We start from the raw sequence: 16404 nt of genomic DNA on the forward strand, positions 1-16404 counted from the left end.
GTGTAGGGGGCGGACATGACCATTCGCGCCTGTACGCAGGGATTCCGCGGGATCTTTCACTGACTTGATTCATGTCAATATGAACATGGTGCCAAGGGTGAAGAATTCGACTCAGGACTTGTCCATTTCCGTCGAGGAACACATGAAACGCACCACCTTGAGCTTCATGATGGCTGCCAGCCTGCTGTTTGCGGGCTGCGACAAAGCCGACAAAGACACCGTACAGCAAGCACAGACACAACCCAAAGCCGGTGACGGCGGCTCCGCCCACGGCGATTTCGGCCCACCTCAAGGCGAACCGATTCATGCTGTCCTGACTTCGCCTCCGCTCGTGCCGCCCGCCACCGGGCGCACGACACCGGCACGGGTCATTGTGGATCTGACCGTGCAAGAAAAAGAAATGGAAATCTCCGAAGGTGTCAGCTACACCTTTTGGACGTTCGGCGGCACGGTGCCCGGCAGTTTCATCCGCGTTCGCCAAGGCGACACCGTGGAAATGCGCTTGCACAACATGCCTGACTCGAAAATGCCGCACAACATCGACCTGCACGGGGTGACCGGTCCGGGCGGTGGCGCGGCCTCTTCATTCACCGCGCCGGGCCATACGACCCAGTTCACCTTCAAGGCGCTGAATGCCGGTATCTATGTCTACCACTGCGCCACGGCTCCGGTGGGCATGCACATCGCCAACGGCATGTACGGTTTGATTTTGGTCGAGCCGCCCGAAGGTTTGCCGAAGGTGGACAAGGAGTACTACGTGATGCAGGGCGACTTCTACACGCTCGGCAAGTATCACGACAAGGGTCATCAGGGCTTCGACATGGAAAAGGCCATTGCCGAGCAACCGACCTACGTCTTGTTCAACGGCCGCGAAGGCTCCATGACCAATGACAAGGCGTTGAAGGCAAAAGTCGGCGAAAACGTGCGACTGTATGTCGGCAACGGCGGTCCGAATCTGGTCTCGAGCTTTCATGTGATCGGTGAAATTTTTGACAAGGTATATCCGGAAGGCGCGCGGAACCCGAATGAAAACGTCCAGACGACTTTGATTCCCGCCGGCGGCGCGTCGATGATGGATTTCCACGTTGAAGTTCCCGGTAGCTATGTGCTGGTCGACCACTCGATCTTTCGCGCATTCAACAAGGGCGCACTGGCGATCCTGAAAGTGGACGGCGCCGAGAACAAATCCATCTATTCCGGCAAGGAACTGGATGAAATGTACGTCGGCGACAAAGCCGGTAGCGGCTCCATGGCCGCAGTCGGCGCGGCAGCTGCCACGGCAGCGGCCACCGGCGCGGCGACGCGCGAGGAACGCATCGCGGCAGGCAAGGTCTTGTTTGCCGGCACTTGCTCGACCTGTCACCAAGCGACAGGTGAAGGTATGCCCGGCGTGTTCCCGCCGCTTGCCAAGTCGGACTACATTGCGAAAAATCCGAAGGTCCTTGCCGAAGTGATGCTACATGGCAAGGTCGGCCCGATCACGGTAAATGGCAAGTCCTATAACTCCAATATGCCGCCGATGAACCAACTGACCGACGATGAGGTTGCCAACATCGGCACTTATGTGTTGAACACTTGGGGCAACCCGGGCGGCCAGATCACCCGCGAAGATGCCGCCAAGGCACGCGCCGCCAAACCGGCCGATGCGAGCAGCGGACACTGAGGGTGAAGCGCTGCGGAGCATTCGCATTGTTGATTCTGCCCGCGCTGTGTGCGGGCAGTGCCCCAACACGTTATGCAATGATTCCCGGCGCCGTGTTCAAGTCTGCCCTGAAGTATGAAGACGCAACCCGCATCAAGGTTGCGCCCTTCAAGTTGATGCGGACTCCTGTCACCAATGCCGATTTTCTGAGCTTCGTCAAAGCCCATCCCAACTGGCAGCGGGGTAAGGCGCCGGTGGTTTTTGCCGAAAAACGCTATCTCGCCCATTGGCAGGGTGCCACCGCGCTAGGCCCGAAAGCACGGCCCGACCAACCGGTGGTGAATGTCAGTTGGTTCGCGGCCGATGCCTATTGCAAAGCGCAAGGCGCGCGACTGCCCGATTGGCGCGAATGGGAGTTAGTGGCCGCGGCCGATGAAACGCGAACCGATGCGCGCAAAGATCCGGTTTGGCGCGAGCGCATCCTGCGATGGTATTCGCGGCCTTCCAATACGGCGTTGATGCGTGTGGGACTGCAATCGCCGAATGCCTATGGTGTCTCGGATATGCACGGTTTGATTTGGGAATGGACCGGCGACTATGCATCGCTGTTGGTCGATGCCGACAATCGCAAGCAAGGCGACGCCGACAAGGCGAAATTCTGCGGGGCAGCCGCGCTGTCGATGAATGATCGTGAGAACTACGCCGTGCTGATGCGCATCGCGATGCTTTCGTCCTTGTCCGCATCCGATGTCACGGTCAATCTGGGATTCCGCTGTGCGCAATGAAAGGAGAACGAACATGCGAAGCGCTGCATTCGCTGCGATATCCCTCTTGATGGCTGCCCTTCTGGCTGTCGGGCCTGTCGCCGCGCAGAACGGCAAGCCGGCGCCACCGATCCGCAGCGCCGCCGAATCGCCGCTGCCGGGTGACTCGGTGTATCAGCTCGATGCCCGGTTTGTCGATGAATCGGGAAAGCGCAGCAGCTTTCGCCAAATGCGCGGCTATGTACGCGCTGTCGGCATGTTCTACACCTCGTGCAAGTTCATATGTCCGCTGATCGTCGACAGCGGACTCGGCATCGACAAGCAGTTGAGCGCCGATGAGCGTGCGCGGCTCGGCATCACTTTGATCAGCATGGATGCCGCGCGTGACACACCTGCAAAGTTGATGGCGGTCGCCAAGCAACGCAGGCTGGATCTGACCCGCTGGAATCTCGTAACCCCGGCGGCCGGTGATGTACCTGGGGTGGCCGGCGTACTCGGCGTCAAATACCGACGTCTGAGCGACGGCGAATTCAATCATACGAGTGCTTTGATCCTGCTCGACCGTGACGGCCGCGAACTGGCGCGCACAGAGCAATTGGGCAGCGTGCCGGATCCGGCGTTTGTGAAGGCGGTGAGGCGGGCGTTGGCGGAGCGGTGAAGCGCCTCACCCGCCCCTGTCGGGGCACCCTCTCCACTGCGTGGAGAGGGAGAGATCTCCCTTCTCCACGCAGTGGAGAAGGTGGCGCGCAGCGCCGGATGAGGGCTGTTCGCTTGGCAAGGTAAAATCAACCCTTCGCCCCAAGCAGCCCGACGAATGACCGATCTCCCCGCGCGCCCCAGCTTCCATGGCCATGAGCAAATCCTGCTCCGCGAATATGCCGAGCGCGCCTACCTTGATTACTCGATGTACGTGGTGCTCGACCGCGCCCTGCCCTTTATCGGCGACGGTTTGAAGCCGGTCCAACGCCGCATCATTTACGCCATGAGCGAGCTCGGCTTGTCGGCGACCTCGAAACACAAGAAATCCGCCCGCACCGTGGGCGATGTGATCGGCAAATTCCATCCGCACGGCGATAGCGCCTGCTACGAAGCCCTGGTGTTGATGGCCCAGCCGTTTTCCTACCGCTATCCGTTGATTGACGGTCAGGGCAATTTCGGTTCCAGCGAAGATCCGAAATCTTTCGCCGCCATGCGCTATACCGAATCCAAGCTCACGCCTATTGCCGAAGTGTTGTTGGCCGAGCTCGGCCAAGGCACGGTGGATTGGGATCCGAACTTCGATGGCACCTTGGAGGAGCCCTCGTGGCTGCCGGCGCGCTTGCCACATGTTCTGCTGAACGGCACCACTGGCATTGCCGTGGGGATGGCCACCGATATTCCGCCACACAATCTCAATGAGATTGTCAGTGCTTGCTTGATTCTGCTTGACGATCCCAACGCAAGTCTAGACGCCTTGTGCGAACACGTGCGCGGCCCCGATTTTCCGACCTCCGCCGAAATCATCACCCCCGCCGCCGATTTGAAGCAGATCTATGCCACAGGCAATGGCGGCGTCCGCGCGCGTGCGACGTTCGTGAAGGAAGGCGGCCACATCATCGTCAACAGCCTGCCCTACCAAGTGTCTCCTTCCAAGGTAATCGAGCAAATCGCCACACAGATGCGGGCAAAGAAATTGCCTTGGCTCGAAGACATCCGCGACGAGTCCGACCATGAAAATCCGGTCCGTATCGCGCTGATTCCGCGCAGCAACCGCATTGATGCCGAACAATTGATGGGGCATTTGTTTGCCACCACCGATCTTGAAAAGAGCTTCCGCGTCAACTTGAATGTGATCGGTTTGGACGGTAAACCGCGCGTCAAGAACTTGAAGACGATGCTGTCCGAATGGCTGGTATTCCGCCAAGACACCGTCACGCGCCGCTTGAACCACCGCCTCGAACGCGTCGAACGCCGCCTGCATTTGTTGGAAGGCCTGTTGGTGGCCTTCCTCAACCTCGACGAAGTGATTCATATCATCCGTACCGAGGACGAACCTAAGGCGGCCTTGATGGCGCGATTCGAATTGAGCGAGGCGCAAGCGGACTACATCCTCGATACGCGATTGAAGCAGTTGGCGCGATTGGAAGAGATGAAGATTCGCGGCGAGCAGGATGAGTTGGATGCCGAGCGAGATCGATTGATGGCGATCCTGGGCAGCAAAGCAAAGCTCAAAAAATTGATCAAAGACGAATTGATGGCCGACGCAAAGAAGTTCGGCGATGCGCGCAAATCTCCGATCGTGTCGCGTGGCGCAGCACAAGCGCTGGCGGAAACCGAATTGGTCGCCAGCGAACCGGTGACGGTGATTTTGAGTGAGAAAGGTTGGGTACGCGCCGCAAAAGGCCACGACATCGATGCCTCAACGATCGCTTATCGCGACGGCGATGCCTTGCTTGCGGCCGTTCGAACGCGCAGCAACTTCAATGTGGCCTTCATTGACTCCACCGGTCGGGCGTACTCGACTTCGGCCCATACGCTACCTTCCGCGCGCGGCAACGGCGAACCGTTGACCGGGCGATTCGCACCGGCGGCAGGGGCGCGCTTCCTTGCCATTGCGAGTGCCGAGAACGAGGTCAAGTACGTCATTGCGTCTGACCAAGGGCACGGATTCGTCACCCGCTTCGAGAATTTGATCGGCCGTCAAAAAGCGGGCAAAGCCCTGCTCTCGTTGCCGGCCGGTGCCAACACCCTGCAACCGGCACAACTGACCGGTAATCCGGACGAGCGCGTCGTCGTCGTCACGAGTGCAGGTCATTTGCTGGCCTTCCCGGTGGCGGAGCTGCCTGAGCTCGACAAGGGCAAAGGCAACAAGATGATCGAGATCCCGAAAGCCAAACGCGGCACGGAACACGTGGTTGCGGTGGCGGCCATCGCGCCCGGCGCCACACTTGTCGTGCATTCCGGCGCGCGCACCATGAGCCTTTCATACAAGGATTTGGAAAACTACATAGGTACGCGCGCAAGCCGCGGCGGATTGTTGCCGCGTGGCTGGCAAAAGGTGGACCGCCTATCCCGCGAGTAACAAAGCCGACGCAGCATTAACAAGCCGCTTCCGCCGCCAGGGTCGGCGGAAGTCGCATGTTAAGATCGGCACTCCCCCGCACACCAAGGGTCGAGCTTCATGTCGAACCTGCCGAAGAACCTCACCAAGAACGAATCGTCCGGCTGCATCATGGCCCGGATCATGCGCAACAAAGAACAGTACGCACGCAATTTTTCGTTGGTCGAGTACGGCTCATGGAAGAAGGCCGAAAAAGCCGCCTCGGAGTGGTTGGCCAAGATCAAGAAAACCCTGCCGCCGCCGACCACCTCGCACGGCATCAAAACCTCACGCAACAGTTCCGGCGTCGTCGGCGTGTCGTTGAAGGCCGCACCGCTCGCCAGTGGCGCGATGAATTACGCGTGGCATGCGTTTTGGCCCGGCAATCCGAACGGCACGCGTTGGGCGGTTGAGAAATTCGGTGACGACAACGCGTTTTGTCTGGCGGTGATTTCCCGCCAGCGCGAATCCGCCGATCGCAAGGCCGTTGAACGCGAGTTCAAACGCATTCAAGGCAAGCCGGTGTACAAGGCGATTCTTAAGCAGAAGATGATTGCGGTCGTTTGATCGAATCTCGGGTAGCGCCAGTCAGACAGTGACCGGCGCGTTATGCACGCCCGAGACCGCGCGTCCGGATGGATCTGCGCTATTCGCAAATGCCGCATCCCATGCCAACGCTGCCGGTGACGAACAGGCAATGGATTTACCGCTTGGCACGGTTGCAGCGCAGGCCGCCGATGCGAACGATTGTTCGAAAATCGTCCGATACAAATAAGCTTCTTTGCTGGCGGGTGTGTTCAGTGGGAAACGTATGGCCGCTGACGCCAATTGAACGGCGCTCACCACGGTTTCCGCATGCGCTTTCAACCCGTCGATCCATCCATAGCCAACGCCATCGCTGAACTGCTCTTTTTGCCGCCAAAGTATTTCGTCTGGCAAAACACCTTTGAAAGCTTCTCTGAGGATGTGTTTTTCGATGCGGCCGTTGCGCACCATTTTTTGCGTCGCGTCGATTCCCATGGCCACATCCATGAACGTCGGATCCAGGAACGGCACGCGCGGCTCAACACCCCACGCCATCATTGATTTGTTCGCGCGCAAGCAATCGAACTGGTGAAGTGCATCCAGTTTGCGAACCAACTCCTCATGGAAACTTTGCGCATCCGGCGCCTTGTGGAAGTAAAGGTAGCCGCCGAACAGTTCGTCACTGCCCTCGCCCGACAGCACCATCTTCACCCCCATAGATTTGATGCGGCGTGCCAATAGGAACATCGGCGTCGACGCGCGAACGGTGGTGACGTCAAAGGTTTCAATATGGCGGATGACATCCGGCAAGGCGTCCAGACCTTCTTCCAACGTGAAGGTGAAGCCGTGATGCACCGAATCAATGGCGCGCGCCGCAACTTCGGCAGCCGCCAAATCAGGCGATCCCTCAAGGCCAATGGCAAATGAGTGCACGCGCGGCCACCAGGCTTCGCTGTTATCGCCGTCCTCGACCCGCTTGCGCGCGAAGCGTGCAGCGCAGGCGGCAATGATGGAAGAATCCAAGCCCCCCGAGAGGAGAACGCCATAAGGCACATCGCCCATCATTTGCCGGTGCACGGCTGACTCCAAGGCTTCACGAATCACCTCAGGCGATACCTGATGCCCGACGACGTCGGCGTGCGCACGCCAAGTCGGTGCGTACCATGCGGTGAGCTCGCCGGTTTCCGTGTCGAAGACATGCCCGGGCGGAAACTGACTGACATCGACGCACAGGCGCGCAATGGCCTTCATTTCCGAGGCGACCCACAAACGACCCTCAACATCGTGCCCCCAATACAAGGGACAGATACCCATGTGGTCGCGAGCGATGAGGGCACGCTTGCGCGTCGCATCCCACAGCACAAACGCGAACATTCCGTTCAAACGCTTCAGCCAGTCGGCAGGTGCTGCGTCGGGGGCGCTGGCATAGAGGGCGTTGATGACCTCGCAGTCCGATCCGCTCTGAAACGCATACGTCGATTCAAGCGCGGTGCGAAATTCGGAATGGTTGTAGATCTCGCCGTTCACCGCCAATGCCAACTGGCGGTCTTTCGATAGCAAGGGCTGGGCGCCACCCGCGGGATCCACGATGGATAGACGTTCGTGCACCAACAGGGCGTTGGGATGTTCGTACACGCCGCTCCAATCCGGGCCACGATGCCGCTGCAATGCGGACAAGGCGATGGCTGAAGGTCTCAGGATGGACAGATCTGCGCGGTCGCGGAGATCGATGACGGACAGGATGGAACACATGGCAAACTCCGGATTGTCTGAAACGTGGGCAATAAAAAAGCCCGCTTTTTCAAGCGGGCTTCGGATAGGCGTATTTCTGAATGTCGTGCGCTAACCGTCGTCCCGCTGTTTGCAGGAATTATTGTTATTGCGATTGACGGTTGTGAATGTGCGGCTCATGGATCGAGTGTGCCCTGCGTCATTCCGGTTTGACAAGTAGTTTTTGCATCAGGGATTTAAATATTCCCGGCAGCCTGTTCAAATCTGAAACAAGGACGTTTTCATCCACTTTGTGGATGGACGCATTCACGGGGCCGATTTCCACGCAGTGGGCGCCCATCGGTGCAATGAAGCGCGCGTCCGAGGTACCGCCACCGGTGCTTTCCTCCGGCGGCTGACCAGAAAACGCCGTCAGCACTTCACGGCAAGCCACGCGAAGCGGGCCTTCCGGTGTGTAAAACGGTGCACCGCTTTGATGCCATTGAATGTCGTAGCGAACGCCGTGCGCCTTGAGAATGTCTTCGCAGGCGGTCTGCAGTTGCTCCGCCGTCCAATTCGGGTTGTAGCGCAGGTTAAACAAAACGTCCAACTGTCCGGGGATCACGTTGTTCGCCCCGTTGCCGGCATGCATGTCGGTGATTTGCAAACTGGTGGGCGGGAAAGACTCGTAACCTGCGTCCCACACTTTTGCCGCCAACGCCGCCAAGGCAGGCAAGGCTCGATGAATCGGATTGTCGGCCTTGTCGGGATAGGCCACGTGGCCTTGCACGCCATGCACGCGCAGTTTCGCCGACAGCGAGCCGCGACGCCCTACTCGCAGCAGATCACCCAGTACGTCTTTTGACGAAGGCTCGCCGGTGATGCAGTAGTCGATGGCCTGGCCGCGTGCCTTGAAGGTTTCGACGACTTTGCGCACGCCATCAATGGCCGCACCCTCTTCATCCGACGTCAGCAGCAGTGCAACGGTGCCGTCATGGTCCGGGTATTCGGCAACGAATTGCGTCAAGGCGACAACGAACGCCGCCACGCTGCCTTTCATGTCAGCGGCGCCGCGTCCGTATAACACCCCGTCACGAATGACCGGTTCGAACGGATCCGACGACCAGGCATCCAGCGGACCCGGCGGCACCACATCGGTGTGACCAAGAAAAACGAGTACGGGCCCTTGGGTGCCGTGGGTCGCCCACAAGTTGTCCACGTCGCCGTAGCGCAAGTGCTCGCAGTTGAATCCTGCGGCGCTCAAACGCGTCGCCAACAATGGTTGGCAGCCTGCATCCTCAGGCGTGATCGACGCGCGCGAAATCAAGTCTTGGGTGAGCGCAAGCACTTCGGTCATTTGGCGACTCCGAACAGCGCTTTGAAACCGTTATCTGTGAAGCCTTGTTGGACGCGACCGTCAGCCATTTCCAGCAAAGGCCGCTTGAGCAAGGCCGGATGCTCGCGAAGTAATAGCTTCCACTCCGCATCGCTGCCCGGTGACTTGCGCGCGTCGGGTAGTTGTCGCCAGGTGGTGGACGATTTGTTGATCAATTTCTCCCACCCACCCACAGCGGCTTGCCATTGCAGGAATTGTTCAGGCGAGGGTCGCGCATCGCGCACATCCACGAAGGTGTACGGGATGTCAAAGCGTTTCAGCCAGTTCTGCGCCTTGCGGCAACTGTCGCAATTTTTCAGCCCGTAGACCGTGGTCATTGCGCGTGTCCGCGCAGCAGGTCGTTGATGCTGGTTTTGCTGCGTGTCTTCTCATCCACTTGCTTCACGATCACAGCGCAATACAGCGAGTGCGTTCCGTCTGCTGCCGGCAAGGCGCCGGAAACCACAACGCTGCCCGGCGGCACATAGCCATAGCTGATTTCGCGGGTTTCGCGGTTGTAAATGCGCGTCGACTGACCGATGAACACCCCCATGCCGATCACGCTGTGGTGACCGACGATCACACCTTCGACAATTTCCGAACGTGCGCCGATGAAGCAATGGTCTTCGATGATGGTCGGTGAGGCTTGCAGCGGTTCCAACACGCCGCCGATCCCCGCGCCGCCGGAAATATGGCAATGCTTGCCGATCTGCGCACAGGAACCCACTGTCGCCCAAGTGTCCACCATCGTGCCCTCGCCGACGTGCGCACCGATGTTGACGAAACTCGGCGTCAGGACGACATCACGACCCAAGTAAGTGCCGCGGCGTACCACGGTGCCCGGCAGGACGCGTACACCCATCGCGCGGAAATCCGCTTCACTGAAATTCGCAAATCGCATCGGGATTTTGTCGAAGAACGGCGACGGCTGCGATTCCATCAACTGCATGTCTTCGGTGCGGAAATACAGCAGCACGGCTTTCTTCAGCCACTCGTTGACCACCCAGCCATCCGTGCCCGGTGATGCAACCCGCAGCTCACCCGACTCCAAACCTTCGATCGCCTTCAAGACGTCGGGTCGCAGGGCGGCCAAGCCGTCCGCGTTCAACTCTGCGCGCGCGTCCCAAGCCTGTTCAATGCGTGCTTTCAATGCGTTCAATGTGTTGCTCCTACAAGAATGGGTTCCAACGCCGACGCAAGCGATGCGAGGCGTTCTTCTGACAGTGGCTCGCCATTGTCCAGCGAAACGGTGAACATGTCTTCTGCGCGCTCGCCGAAAGTCGCGATCCGCGCGTCGTGCACGCGCAGTTTTTCCATGCGCAAGAATGCGGCGACGTCTGCGAGCAGGCCGGCGCGATCATTACAGACGATGCTGAGCAAGTAGCGATTAGCTGAAAGGCCGGAGAAAACGATTTGCGGTGTGAGTCGGAACTGGCGCAGATGGCGTTGCGCGGCACGTCGTGACGGACGTTCTTCCAACAATGACGGCTTGGCCAAAACGCTGCGCAATTGGCGTTCGACTTCGCGCATCTCCACCAAGCGCGACGACTCGCGCGGCATGCAGTGGAACACGTCCAAAACCTGCCCCTCTGCCGCGTCCATCAGTCGCGCCTGCGACACCTCCAGACCCAGTCGGTCCAAGGTCATGACAATGGCGGCGAACAAACCGTTGCGGTCGGGAGACCACACCATCACCTCCAGCGCGTGGCCGATGTCATCCACGGCGTGCACCGCCACCTGCATCTGGGGAGAGGTGACAATGGACGCGGCCATCCATGCAATTTGTTCAGGGCGATAGCGAAGCAAGGCGTCTGACGGCAAATCGTCAATGCGGCCAATCGCCGCATCGGCATCAACAAGTAAGGCCCTTGCCGCCGCGCGCGTTTCCTCAATTCTTTCTTCGCGCGCCAGCGGATCTTCCAAGCCGCGACGAAGCGCCAAGCGCGTGGCGACATGCAAATCGGCCAACAGGCGATCTTTCCAAGCATTCCAAAGCTTCGGCGATGTCCCGGCGATATCGGCACAGGTTAGGAGATACAAGGTATCCAAGCGCTCGCGATCGGCCACGAGGTGGGCAAAACGGGCAACGACGTCGGGGTCGGAAATATCTTGTTTCTGTGCTGTGACAGACATCAACAAGTGATGCCTGACCAACCATTCCACCATGTCCACGTCTGCGGGCGGGAGTGCATGGGCAATGCAGAAGTCACGCGCATCGACCGCGCCGAGTTCGGCATGATCGCCGCCACGGCCTTTGGCGATGTCATGGAACAACGCGGCGAGCAATAGCAATTCCGGCTTTCGCAATCGCGGCATCACCGTGTGCGCTTGCGAGAAACGATCCACGCCTTCGCCTGTCTGGAACAGCGCCAGCGTGCGCAACACCATCAAGGTGTGTTGATCGACGGTGTAGACGTGGAACAGATCGAACTGCATGCGTCCGGTCACGTTGGCAAACGCGGGAATCCAACGCCCCAACACACCGGTTTTGGCCATTTCGATCAAGATGCGAATCGCATCCGGCCCTCGCAAAATGCGCATGAATTGCGCGCGCATCGCCGGATCGGCATCCGACCACGCCGGCACACAAGGCAATGCCTCGGCCAAGGCGCGCGCGGTGCGCGAATGTAATCCCGGCAATTCAGGCGCACCGGCCCAGGTGTCAAACAACTCAAAAATGCGACTGGCGTTTCCCGCGGGCCATTGCGGATCGCGCGCCGCCAAATACCCGTTCAATGCGTCAAATTCCGCATGGATGGCTAATGGCTCGGATTCCCCCTGCAAGTGTTCTTCGAAGCGTTGCAGCAATCGCTCAGAGATCCGCTGAATCAAACCCGCGCTGCGGTAAAACCCTTGCATCATGCGTTCGACATCGGCATTCGATGCTTCGTCGTTGTGCAACAGGTGCGCAGCCAAGGCGCGCTGGTGATCGAATCGCAGGCGTTCTTCGCGCTTGCCTGCAATCAAGTGCAAACCGAAGCGGAGTTTTTGCAAATTGGCGCCGGCGCGCATGAGCGTGGCATGCTCGTCGGCGCCGAGTTGCCCATGGGCTTGCAAGGCATCCAATCCGGGCTCACCCAAGACGCGCATCGCCATCCAGCGCAGTGTCTGCATGTCGCGCAGGCCACCCGGCCCCTCTTTGATATTCGGCTCCAGATTTTCCGCGGTGTCGTTGAATCGCGCATGCCGCGTGCGCAGCTCTTCGCGCTTGGCGGAAAAATACGCCGATTCCGACCACATGTGCTCGGTGGATGTGTCCGATTGCACACCGTCGAACCGGCGGGAATCGCCTGCCAGCACGCGTGCATCCATCAACGCGGTGAGCACTGTGATGTCCTCCGAACAAGCCTGTGCCGCTTCGGATTGCGTGCGCACCGCATGGGAAATGGGAATGCGCGCATCCCAAAGCATGGCCACGAACTTTGCGATGGCGTCGGCCTGCGTCCGCCGTTCGGCGGGTTCGATCAAAATCAGCAAATCGACATCGGATTGCGGGTAAAGACTTTGCCGGCCATAACCGCCGACCGCGATCAAGCAGACCGGCGAATCGGGCAAATTCATTTGCCAGGCTTCACCGACCAATTGATCCATGAACGCGGACCGGTCGCGATTGAGTTCGCGCACCGGTTCATGGCGATCAAAACGCTGAGCTAATTCGGCATCGAAGTCGGCAAGACGCTGCCGCGCGCGTTGCGACCAAGAGAGACAGGACGGGTCGCTCGACGGACTCACGGAGGCGGCGGCGAACCTGCCGACAGCGTCAACACATCGAATCCGTCATCGGTGACGGCCAACATGTGCTCCCACTGTGCGGACAACGAGCGATCGCGCGTGACCACGGTCCAACCATCCGGCAACAGCTTGGTCCGGAAGCTGCCTTCATTGACCATCGGTTCGATGGTGAAGGTCATGCCCTTTTTAAGCACGAGACCTTCGCCGGCGTTTCCGTAGTGCAATACCTGCGGGTCTTCGTGATAGATCTTGCCGATCCCGTGGCCGCAGTACTCGCGCACCACGCTAAATCGCTCGGCTTCAACATAGGCTTGGATCGCGGCGCCGATATCGCCCAAGGTCGCACCCGGACGGACTTGGCGAATACCCTGCCACATCGCTGCGTAGGTGGTTTCGACCAACCGCTTGGCCATCACCGACGGCGTGCCGACGAAATACATCCGGCTGGTATCACCGTGCCAGCCATCCTTGATGACCGTGACGTCGATATTGACGATGTCGCCGTCCTTCAGAACCTTCCCTTCGTTGGGGATCCCGTGGCAGATCACGTTGTTCACCGACGTGCACAAGGTCTTCGGGAAGCCGCGGTAACCGACGTTGGCCGGGATACCCTTTTGGACATTGACGATGTGGTCGTGGGCGATACGGTCGAGCTCGGCAGTGCTGATGCCGGGACGGACGTGTTCGGTCATCAAATCCAGGACCTCGCTGGCCAGACGGCCGGCGATGCGCATGGATTCGATGTCTTGCTCGGATTTGATCGAAATACTCATGAACCTATTATCGCCGATGCGCGCAAGGCGCCGTAAGGGGATTTCTGGTATTATTTCGTCCGCTGCAGTTTAAGCGGCCGCCATGCCGGGCGACACCGGCAAATACACACCAATCGACAATCCCTGCTCCGGGGTGCCTGTTTCGTGCAGGTTCGGCGGCAGTGACGATTGGGAGGCCCAACCCCGGAACCTCGCACGCTCGCGTGCAGCTGCCCTATTTTCCGGCAGTGGTTCCTTATTTATGGAGTTTTACGCAATGCCCCAGATCACCATGCGCCAAATGCTCGAAGCAGGCGTCCACTTCGGTCACCAAACCCGTTACTGGAACCCGAAAATGGGTCCGTACATCTTCGGTGCCCGTGGCAAGATCCACATCATCAACCTCGAAAAGACCGTGCCGTTGTTCAACGACGCCATGAACTTCTTGTCGAAGGTTGCCCAAAAGCGCGGCACCGTGCTGTTCGTCGGCACCAAGCGCAGCGCCCGTGACGCGGTCAAGGAAGAAGCTGAACGTTGCGGCATGCCGTTCATGACCCAACGCTGGTTGGGCGGCACGCTCACCAACTTCGCCACCGTCAAGAAGTCGGTTGCCCGTTTGAAGGAACTGGAAGCCGGTGAAAGCGACGGCACCTTCCAAAAGCTCGTCAAGCACGAAGTGCTGGGCCTGCGTCGCGAACGTGAAAAGCTGGAAGCATCGCTCGGCGGCATCAAGGACATGAACCGCCTGCCCGACGCGCTGTTCGTCATTGATATCGGTCACGAAGACATCGCCATCAAGGAAGCCAAGACCTTGGGTATTCCGGTGATCGCCGTGGTTGACACCAACTACGATCCGGCCTTGGTCGACTACGCCATCCCGGGTAACGACGACGCCATCCGCGCCGTGCAGTTGTATGCACGTGCTGCTGCCGACGCCGTGCTGGAAGGCAAGGCTGCTTCGCCGAATGCCGCTTCGGTCTCGGAAGACGAATTTGCTGAAGGCAAGCCGGCCCGCGGCCGCAAGCCCGCCGCCAAAGCCGCACCGGCCGCTGAAGAAGCCGCCGGCGAAGCCGACGCTGCTGCCGCCGAGTAATCGGACCGCAACATCCGGGCGCCACACTTTGGCGCCCGACTCTCTCACGTCACTGCGCGAATAGCGGTGACCGCAATACATTCAAGGAATCCGAAATGGCTGATATTTCCGCATCCATGGTCAAGGAACTTCGCGAGCGCACCGGCGCCGGCATGATGGAATGCAAGAAGGCACTGACCGAAAACAATGGCGACATCGAAGCCGCGGCCGATTGGCTGCGCAAGACCGGTCTCGCCAAGGCCGACAAGAAGGCTGACCGCGTTGCTGCTGAAGGCCGCATCTCGATGGCCACCGCACCGGGCAAGGCTGCTTTGGTTGAAGTGAACTCCGAAACCGACTTCGTCGCCAAGGACGCCAACTTCACCGGCTTCGCTGACCAAGTCGCACAAGCCGCATTGAACGCCGCCGACATCGACGCACTCAAGAACGAAAAAATCGGCGACGAAACCGTTGAAACCACCCGCGCCGCCGTGGTGGCCAAGGTCGGTGAAAACGTCCAGGTCCGTCGCATGGCCCGCATTGAAAGCGCGAACACCATCGGTGCCTACGTGCACGGCGGCCGCATCGGCGTGTTGGTTGAACTCAAGGGTGGCAATGAAGAATTGGCCCGCGGTATCGCCATGCACATCGCCGCGATGAACCCGCCCTACATTTCGCCCGCCCACGTGCCGGCCGAATTTGTCGAACGCGAAAAAGAAATCGCTTTGGCCCAAGTGAAAGACTCGGGCAAGCCGGCTGACATCCTTGAAAAGATGATCTCGGGCAAGGTCGACAAGACCGTCAAGGAAATCACCCTGACCGGTCAGCCGTACGTGTTGAACAGCGACCTCACCGTCGAAGCCGCCCTCAAGGCTGCCGGCGCCGAAGTCCTGAAATTCGAACGTCTCGCCGTCGGCGAAGGCATCGAAAAAGTGAAAGAAGACTACGCTGCAGAAGTCGCCAAGGCTATGCAAGTCTGATTGACGCTTTTCGCTTCAAAGAAAACCCGCCTTTCACGGCGGGTTTTTTTGTGCCCGTCGAAGGCAATCGACAAATAAGGTCACTTTTCAACGCAGAGAGATTCTGATGTGATTGAAATTTCAACTCTAAATGGTTGTTGATCACAATTTCGACACATAAATCAGGGATTTAGAGACGTAGTTCGGAATTTTTCTGTCGCCGATTGACGTTGGCATGATTCGTGCTTAATTCCCGATGCTCTTTCCACTACACCAATCGGATCTTTTTCATGATTCTTCGCACAGTACTCGCAATTGCATTGGCTTCTGTTGTTTCAGCACCGGCCATGGCCGACACCAAGCAGGCCTCTTTTGACGTCAAGATCAATGTCAAGAAGGCTTGCAGCATCAGCGTGGTCGCGCCAGATATGAACTTCGCTTCGCATGACTTCAACGAAACCGGTCCTTTTGACGCGACCAATGACATCTCGGTCAAGTGCACCAAGGGAACGACCTACAACGTCGGACTGAATGCCGGAACCACGACCGGTGGCACGGAAGCTGCGCGCCTGATGGCGGGCACCGGCGCCAACGTCGACAAAGTCGCCTATGGGCTGTACAGCAATGCAGGCCGTACGACCAACTGGGGCGGCACCATCGCGACGGGCGCGGTCGGTGGCACGGGCAACAACAACGTACAAACTTTGACCGTGTATGGTCGTGTTCTGTCTTCCGCGTTGAACGTGACCCCGGATGACTACAAAGACACCATCACCGCCACCATCACCTACTGA

Annotated in this window: 13 protein-coding genes and 1 pseudogene; 8 read left to right on the forward strand and 6 right to left on the reverse strand. The window is 59.0% G+C overall.

Going from position 1 to position 16404, the window contains the following annotated elements; translation table 11 throughout:
• Window positions 1–97 precede the first annotated feature (97 nt).
• From nirK to H8L67_RS07710, 5 genes are all read left to right on the forward strand, one after another.
• Entirely contained in the window at window positions 98–1663 is a 1566-nt protein-coding gene (nirK, locus tag H8L67_RS07690) for a copper-containing nitrite reductase (protein ID WP_255555933.1), read from the forward strand.
• Between the two features lie 26 nt (window positions 1664–1689).
• Window positions 1690–2427, forward strand: a complete 738-nt coding sequence (locus tag H8L67_RS07695; protein ID WP_255555934.1) for a formylglycine-generating enzyme family protein — start codon at window positions 1690–1692, stop codon at window positions 2425–2427.
• Window positions 2428–2440: 13 nt separating this feature from the next.
• Window positions 2441–3064, forward strand: a complete 624-nt coding sequence (locus H8L67_RS07700; protein WP_220379259.1) for an SCO family protein — start codon at window positions 2441–2443, stop codon at window positions 3062–3064.
• A 156-nt stretch (window positions 3065–3220) separates the two neighbouring features.
• Window positions 3221–5467, forward strand: coding sequence for a DNA topoisomerase IV subunit A (gene parC / locus H8L67_RS07705; RefSeq protein ID WP_220379260.1), 2247 nt, complete (start codon window positions 3221–3223; stop codon window positions 5465–5467).
• A 99-nt stretch (window positions 5468–5566) separates the two neighbouring features.
• On the forward strand, window positions 5567–6052 hold the full coding sequence (locus tag H8L67_RS07710) for a hypothetical protein (protein ID WP_220379261.1): 486 nt from the start codon (window positions 5567–5569) through the stop codon (window positions 6050–6052).
• Window positions 6053–6073: 21 nt separating this feature from the next.
• Here H8L67_RS07710 and asnB read toward each other — a convergent pair whose 3' ends face one another.
• From asnB to map, 6 genes and pseudogenes are all read right to left on the reverse strand, one after another.
• Window positions 6074–7762, reverse strand: coding sequence for an asparagine synthase B (gene asnB, locus H8L67_RS07715; protein WP_220379262.1), 1689 nt, complete (start codon window positions 7760–7762; stop codon window positions 6074–6076).
• Window positions 7763–7940: 178 nt separating this feature from the next.
• Window positions 7941–9077 carry a succinyl-diaminopimelate desuccinylase gene (dapE, locus tag H8L67_RS07720; RefSeq protein WP_220379263.1) on the reverse strand — a complete coding sequence of 379 codons (1137 nt, stop codon included), beginning with the start codon at window positions 9075–9077 and terminating at the stop codon, window positions 7941–7943.
• Window positions 9074–9433 carry a Spx/MgsR family RNA polymerase-binding regulatory protein gene (locus H8L67_RS07725; RefSeq protein WP_220379264.1) on the reverse strand — a complete coding sequence of 120 codons (360 nt, stop codon included), beginning with the start codon at window positions 9431–9433 and terminating at the stop codon, window positions 9074–9076. The genes dapE and H8L67_RS07725 overlap by 4 nt, the downstream gene beginning before the upstream one ends.
• A complete protein-coding gene (dapD, locus tag H8L67_RS07730) occupies window positions 9430–10422 on the reverse strand; it encodes a 2,3,4,5-tetrahydropyridine-2,6-dicarboxylate N-succinyltransferase (protein ID WP_434063433.1) in 993 nt (330 codons plus the stop codon). Before dapD ends, H8L67_RS07725 begins: the two co-directional genes overlap by 4 nt.
• Window positions 10341–12827, reverse strand: a pseudogene (gene glnD / locus H8L67_RS07735) ([protein-PII] uridylyltransferase); the annotation flags it as partial. The gene dapD and the pseudogene glnD, both read right to left, overlap by 82 nt.
• The gene (map, locus tag H8L67_RS07740; protein WP_220379265.1) at window positions 12824–13600 is read right to left on the reverse strand and encodes a type I methionyl aminopeptidase; all 777 of its coding nucleotides are present in this window, start codon (window positions 13598–13600) and stop codon (window positions 12824–12826) included. The pseudogene glnD and the gene map, both read right to left, overlap by 4 nt.
• Before the next feature lie 256 nt (window positions 13601–13856).
• Between map and rpsB the strand changes: the two genes are divergently transcribed.
• From rpsB to H8L67_RS07755, 3 genes are all read left to right on the forward strand, one after another.
• Window positions 13857–14672: a 30S ribosomal protein S2 gene (gene rpsB, locus H8L67_RS07745; RefSeq protein WP_220379266.1), complete on the forward strand. Its 816-nt coding sequence runs from the start codon at window positions 13857–13859 to the stop codon at window positions 14670–14672.
• 95 nt (window positions 14673–14767) lie between these two features.
• Window positions 14768–15631 (forward strand): translation elongation factor Ts, encoded by an 864-nt coding sequence (tsf, locus tag H8L67_RS07750; RefSeq protein ID WP_220379267.1) that lies wholly within the window; start codon window positions 14768–14770, stop codon window positions 15629–15631.
• 269 nt (window positions 15632–15900) lie between these two features.
• On the forward strand, window positions 15901–16404 hold the full coding sequence (locus H8L67_RS07755) for a Csu type fimbrial protein (protein ID WP_220379268.1): 504 nt from the start codon (window positions 15901–15903) through the stop codon (window positions 16402–16404).

This window comes from Lysobacter soyae (assembly GCF_019551435.1).
GTDB classification, from domain to species: domain Bacteria; phylum Pseudomonadota; class Gammaproteobacteria; order Xanthomonadales; family Xanthomonadaceae; genus Solilutibacter; species Solilutibacter soyae.

Excerpts from the sequence above, each read along its gene's own strand:
- H8L67_RS07755 (WP_220379268.1), top strand. The coding sequence starts at position 15,901 with ATGATTCTTCGCACAGTACTCGCAATTGCATTGGCTTCTGTTGTTTCA.
- H8L67_RS07700 (WP_220379259.1), top strand. The coding sequence starts at position 2,441 with ATGCGAAGCGCTGCATTCGCTGCGATATCCCTCTTGATGGCTGCCCTT.
- parC (WP_220379260.1), top strand. The coding sequence starts at position 3,221 with ATGACCGATCTCCCCGCGCGCCCCAGCTTCCATGGCCATGAGCAAATC.
- dapE (WP_220379263.1), bottom strand. The coding sequence starts at position 9,077 with ATGACCGAAGTGCTTGCGCTCACCCAAGACTTGATTTCGCGCGCGTCG.
- asnB (WP_220379262.1), bottom strand. The coding sequence starts at position 7,762 with ATGTGTTCCATCCTGTCCGTCATCGATCTCCGCGACCGCGCAGATCTG.
- tsf (WP_220379267.1), top strand. The coding sequence starts at position 14,768 with ATGGCTGATATTTCCGCATCCATGGTCAAGGAACTTCGCGAGCGCACC.
- rpsB (WP_220379266.1), top strand. The coding sequence starts at position 13,857 with ATGCCCCAGATCACCATGCGCCAAATGCTCGAAGCAGGCGTCCACTTC.
- map (WP_220379265.1), bottom strand. The coding sequence starts at position 13,600 with ATGAGTATTTCGATCAAATCCGAGCAAGACATCGAATCCATGCGCATC.
- H8L67_RS07725 (WP_220379264.1), bottom strand. The coding sequence starts at position 9,433 with ATGACCACGGTCTACGGGCTGAAAAATTGCGACAGTTGCCGCAAGGCG.
- H8L67_RS07710 (WP_220379261.1), top strand. The coding sequence starts at position 5,567 with ATGTCGAACCTGCCGAAGAACCTCACCAAGAACGAATCGTCCGGCTGC.